Annotated in this window: 2 protein-coding genes and 1 pseudogene; 1 reads left to right on the top strand and 2 read right to left on the bottom strand. The window is 36.4% G+C overall.

What is annotated here, in order from left to right; genetic code table 11:
• Nucleotides 1-4,218: mucin-binding protein (locus FBF73_RS09635; RefSeq protein WP_169435217.1), on the bottom strand; the 4,218-nt coding region annotated here is incomplete at its 3' end.
• 519 nt (nucleotides 4,219-4,737) lie between these two features.
• Here FBF73_RS09635 and FBF73_RS09640 point away from each other — a divergent pair.
• Nucleotides 4,738-5,075: pseudogene (locus tag FBF73_RS09640) on the top strand (transposase); the annotation flags it as partial.
• A gap of 11 nt (nucleotides 5,076-5,086) precedes the next feature.
• On the opposite strand, the gene FBF73_RS09645 reads toward FBF73_RS09640, so the two are convergent.
• The coding region (locus FBF73_RS09645) for an LPXTG cell wall anchor domain-containing protein (RefSeq protein ID WP_136937682.1) at nucleotides 5,087-5,398 on the bottom strand (312 nt) is incomplete at its 5' end.

Here is a 5,398-nt window from a genome sequence, read left to right on the forward strand (position 1 = left end):
CTTAGAACCTGCACGACCTGACTGTTTCAGCTGAGTTTGATCTGTATAGAGATCAGAGCTAACCTCAGTCAAGCGTTCGTAAGGAATTGATACCGTTTCACGAACTTCTTCTTTCCCTTCTACAGCTGGAATACGAGTGTAGTCAATTATCATATCACGTGTAACATCTTCTGGAAGGGAAAGAATATAACTTCTTCCATCCTGTGCTAAAACTAGGTTTTTACCTTGATATTTGGCTTGATAACCTGTCACAACTGGAGCCGTTGACTGATCTGTTCCAACACGTCCTGCATTACTACGGTCGTTAGGATAAGTTATTCTTATTGTCTCTGACGGTAATTTTAGTACCCATTGTCCAAGTTTACGATAATAAATAGCATCCACTCTTGCTGGGATATTTGGAGTGCTTGATAATTCTGGTTTCTCTAATTCATTTGCTAGGTAACCAACCACAACTGGAGCTAAAACTGCTGGAAATTTATTTTGTTCAGCAGTCCAACCTGTATAAAGAACAGCTTTGGTTACAAGATTAACAGTTGCTGTTCTTCTATAATTAAGAACAGCTTCGTGAGCAGGCGCAATTTCCTCACCTTGTGTATTCAAGAAACGAGTCGTACGACTAACCGACTTCTGTAAGTCTTTTTCTGTCAAACCAGCTGGCCAAGTAAGCTTCAACTGGCTATCTACCAATGAATCTTTTTCTTTATACTGACTAGCATCAATCTTCTCCACCCTTGGTGTAAGTACAATAGTAAACTGAGTAACCACACGACTGTTGTCACCATAAACAGGAGTTAGTATCTGATGAAATTCATCTGTAACAATCCGATAACCTTTGTTCAAAAAAGATAAAATTTCCCTGTCTACAGACTTACTATCAATCACTTCACCTGTTTTTCCAGTTAAAGAAACAGTTGATAAGACCGCTTTATTAGATTGATTTACAAAACGAATCTGAGCACTTTGATTATCTTTATCATAACGAATGATGCTATCTTGGGTGGCATCATCAGGACGTGGTGCTAGATATCCTTCTGCTGGACGATCCGTATTTTTCAAGGTCAAATAATTCCCATCTTTACCAATCGCACGGTAACCCGCTACATAAGGAATGGTAACCGTACTATGATTACCGATAACACTCGCATCTAAATAGCTATTGGGATAAGAGATCCTATTCATTTCAGAATTTGGAGTTTGAACAATCCAAGAACCTAATTTCTTATAACGGACACTAGTTGTCACCGAAATTGGTACCAAAGTATGAACATCTTTTTCGATATTTTGGTTAGTAATCAAAGATCTATCAGCCAAATATCCAGCCTGTATAGGAACAACAAGACTGTCAAACTCTGACTTAGCCAAGACCCAAGAACCATAAGTAACCGTACCTTTAACCAGATCAACAATAGCATTACGACTATAAGCGACTGTCTGTACTGTATCTGGGAAAACTTTTCCGTCATCAGCAACATAATGTATAGTTCGGGTTACAGTTCTATTCAAATCATCGTAGCTCAAACCAGCTGGCCACCTTAAGTCATTGTTGATATCAGGATAAAGGAGAGAATTCGCTACTTTTGGATCCGTTGGTTCAACAGTGCGAGTACGGATTGGCAGACGAACATTGGTAGTATCCAGTGGAATATCTGTCACGCTATCCAAAGTCCCTGTTTGAATACCTGTTACAGTCGCCCCCTCATCCTCTGGTTGCCATTGGAAAAGAAGGGTACGATGATCATACTGAGTAACAAAAGGCAGTTTTCTACCATTAGATAATGTTAAAACCAGGCCTTTTCGAGCAAGTACCTCACCATCATAACGTATAGAAACTAAGTTATCATCTGTCGTCACTTGAGCAGAAACTGCCCGAACCTTTGGATTTAAGAAATCCCAGTTAAATTTTCTAAAGGAAAGAGTATAGTCATTTTCATTATCTTCACTGTGCTCATAGAGAAGACCAAACTCACCATTACCTAGATTTTGAACAGAATTATAAGCAAACTTACCAGCTTGGACCAAATTATGTCTAATCCATTTCAAACTACCATCTGATTGAACTTCTGCAAGTCGAGCATAACCATTTTCACGACCACGTCCATTAGCATTTACTAATACAATGTACTCCCGACCATTTTGCACAGTGTGAACTGCTGAAAGTTGTACATAAACATCTGGAATATCACTAATTGTTTCAACAGCACCCCAAGTAGCACCACCATCTTTACTAGTAGAAAATTGAACATGACCACTTCGATTACGCATAAACATCTTGAGTGTGCCATCGTTTAACTCGACAACAGTAGCCTCAGTCAATTCTGCTGCTGTGTTTCTCATAGTATTAGAATTCAAAGTTTCCCCTCTGAAGATACGACCATCATTAGGAGAAGCTCCCATATGCCAAGTCAAACCATGATCATCAGAATAAATTACACGAGAAGACTGAGAACCATTGAGATGAGATACATAATTAGTTGAATACATAGGTACTACTAAACGTCCTGCATATCGACCATTCTTCAATGCGATACCTGAACCTGGACCCGTACCCAAAAATTTCATCCAATCTTTCTTTATCTGGGGTGTAATGTCCCTTGGTGCTGACCAAGTTTTTCCGTCATCATTGCTCTCTGAAATCCAAATAAAATTATCCTTGGCTACACGAAAAGGAGAGTCAGTTGTTGGGTTAAAATATATATTTCCCACTAACTTACTGCCATTATACAAATCACCTGTATCACTGTACTTATTATCAGACTTAGTCGATTTAGTGATTACATGATAAGATGTCTTTTGATTATTACTATCATAAATATAACCATCTTCCCGAATAGTATATTTTTCATTTCCCTTATATACTATCTGGTATGTTCGACCATTGACAACTGTATAAGACTCTTCACGAGTAACACTCATACCCAAAATCCCTTGTCCTTCTGGAAAGACATCGTAAATAGAATAAATTTTCTTTGTCTGAGGATCTTGAACTAGAACCATATCAATAGAAATAGGAGAACCAATATTAGCATTTCTAGCTATTGGATTGTCACGAATATTTAAAATATTAATTCGTTCACCCCAAGTTTTGCCACCATCCTCACTTCGACGAACAACCATTCCGATATCACCCCAGTCAGAATAATGCAAACGACGTTCATCTGCTCCTGCAATAATCGTACTATCAGCCGTTTTCAGCAATGATGGTATACGATAAGAATAAATACCATCACTATTTTTCTGACCATTCAATCCAGCTTGAAAAACAACCTTATTATCTGTTAATTCAGCTGAACTAAGAGACTTGTTTCCCTGAGGATCTCGAAGAAAAACAGCACTTCGTTGTCCTACCTCTGTGTCACTGAAGGCATAATCATAAATCGTTAGATTACGAATATCTAGATTAGTCCCCCAAACTTTACCATTTCCACGTTGCATAGCTCCTAACTGCATATTGGTCAAGTTTTGCATAGCTGTCAAAAAAAGACCCGATTTAGTAGAAGCTTTGGATAACCTACCATTAACATAAAGTTTTGCCTCACCAGCATCTACATTAACATTAGGTCGAGAAATAGTAAAGGTCAACGAGTTCCACTCATTAGGACGAATACTTTCCTTTCCATCTTCAAAACGATCGTACTGATAGTTCCCCTCTTTTCCTGTTCTAGCCTCTACAACAGGCTTGTTTCCACTTACTCCTAAAAGGAAATACTCATTTCGATTTGAATTACTAGAGGCAGAAAATACACTGTATAAATTTGGTACCGTTTCTGTTGCTTTAAACTCAACATGAACTGTAGCATTGGTTAAATTCTTGACCTTTTTCAAATCTGAACTAAGATCAATACTCTTATCTACCTTATTATTTGTCTGTACGTCATCTACCGATACCACTTCTGAACCCTTGAATATCTCACGAGCGTAGTAATCGTCTTCTTTTTTCATCTCATCAGCACTAGCTGTTACATTGACTATAGGAGCAGCTTCTACTTTATTTGTATGATTAGATACCCCATTGGAAGCATCATTAGGACTAGACACCGTACTGCTTCCTGTAACATCAGTTCCTTCTGTAACAGAAGGTTTTTTCTCAAGTTCAGCTGCACTAACAGGGCTAGACACTGAAGCTCCAAAAACCAACGCTGTACCTAATAAAACAGAACAGAGTCCAACTTTATACTTACGAAAAGAGAATAGTTGTCGCTGATTTGATGATTGCATTATTTTTTCTTTCATATTAAACCAATTTCTAAAAATCAGAGGATACTATTTTTGAAAACAGAAATTTTATCCATCAAAATCCTCTAAATTTAATTATAAAATAATCTACTCAACACGTCAATTTTTTCATTTCATTTTCAATTTATTCACTTTTAAATATATATCTTTTAGATTAAAAACATAGTTTTTTCTTTACTACTCCTAAAATGATTGCTCGGACTTCTTTCACTTCAGTACTCAATTTTTAATAATTATTCTAATATCTTACTTTTATCATATTCTGAATTCACTATATTAAAATAAATCTTGGTACTTTTTACAATCAATTAAGAAGAATATCATCTTTACAAATCACTTGCTCTTTTTTAAAATTACTGATTTTCTTTTAATCAAACCATATTCAAAAGTGACTTGTAAAAATTTAGAAACAGGAAGTAATTCAAACTTTATCTAGAGAGAAATTAAAATCAATTGTCCCTATAAAATATGCAAAGAAAACTTTTAGATTTTGTTAAGTATAGACACCACTATAATCTCTTTCAACTCTTGCTTTTTCACCTTCAGAATAAGGAACCCGAGAAATTTTTCGGACTCATTGAGAACAATCTAAAGCAGATTCATCTTCTTTTCAGACTGTCTTTAAAACCTTTCTAAAGAACAAAGAGAAAATCGTCAACGCCCTTCAATTCCCCTATTCCAATGCAAAATTGGAAGCAACCAATAATCTCATCAAACTTATCAAACGAAATGTCTTTGGTTGTCGAAACTGTGAAAACTTCAAAAAACGGAGTTTTATCGCTCTAAACATCAAAAAAGAAAGGACGAAATTCGTCCTTTCTAATTGTTTAATATTTTAAATATTAAAACATTAGTCTTCTTTTTTCTTGCGTGCTACAAGACCAAATCCACTCAATACTCCAAGAAGTCCAAGAGCTGCTAGGCTAGAGTGATCTTCTGTACCAGTATTTGGCAATTCCTTAGCTGGTTTAGCTGGAGCTGGTTTAGATTGTTCTTGTTTTGGAGCAGCAGGAACAACTTTACGGTAAACGTGACTTACATTACCATCTTTATCAGTTGTAGTCTTAACAAACTCGTATCCTGGGATATCTTTCTTAGGTTGGTTACCTTCTTCATTTGGTGAAACTGGGTTACCATTTCCGTCTACGAATGATGTAGTTGT

This window comes from Streptococcus mitis (genome assembly GCF_005144795.1).
In the GTDB taxonomy this organism is placed as follows: domain Bacteria; phylum Bacillota; class Bacilli; order Lactobacillales; family Streptococcaceae; genus Streptococcus; species Streptococcus mitis_BB.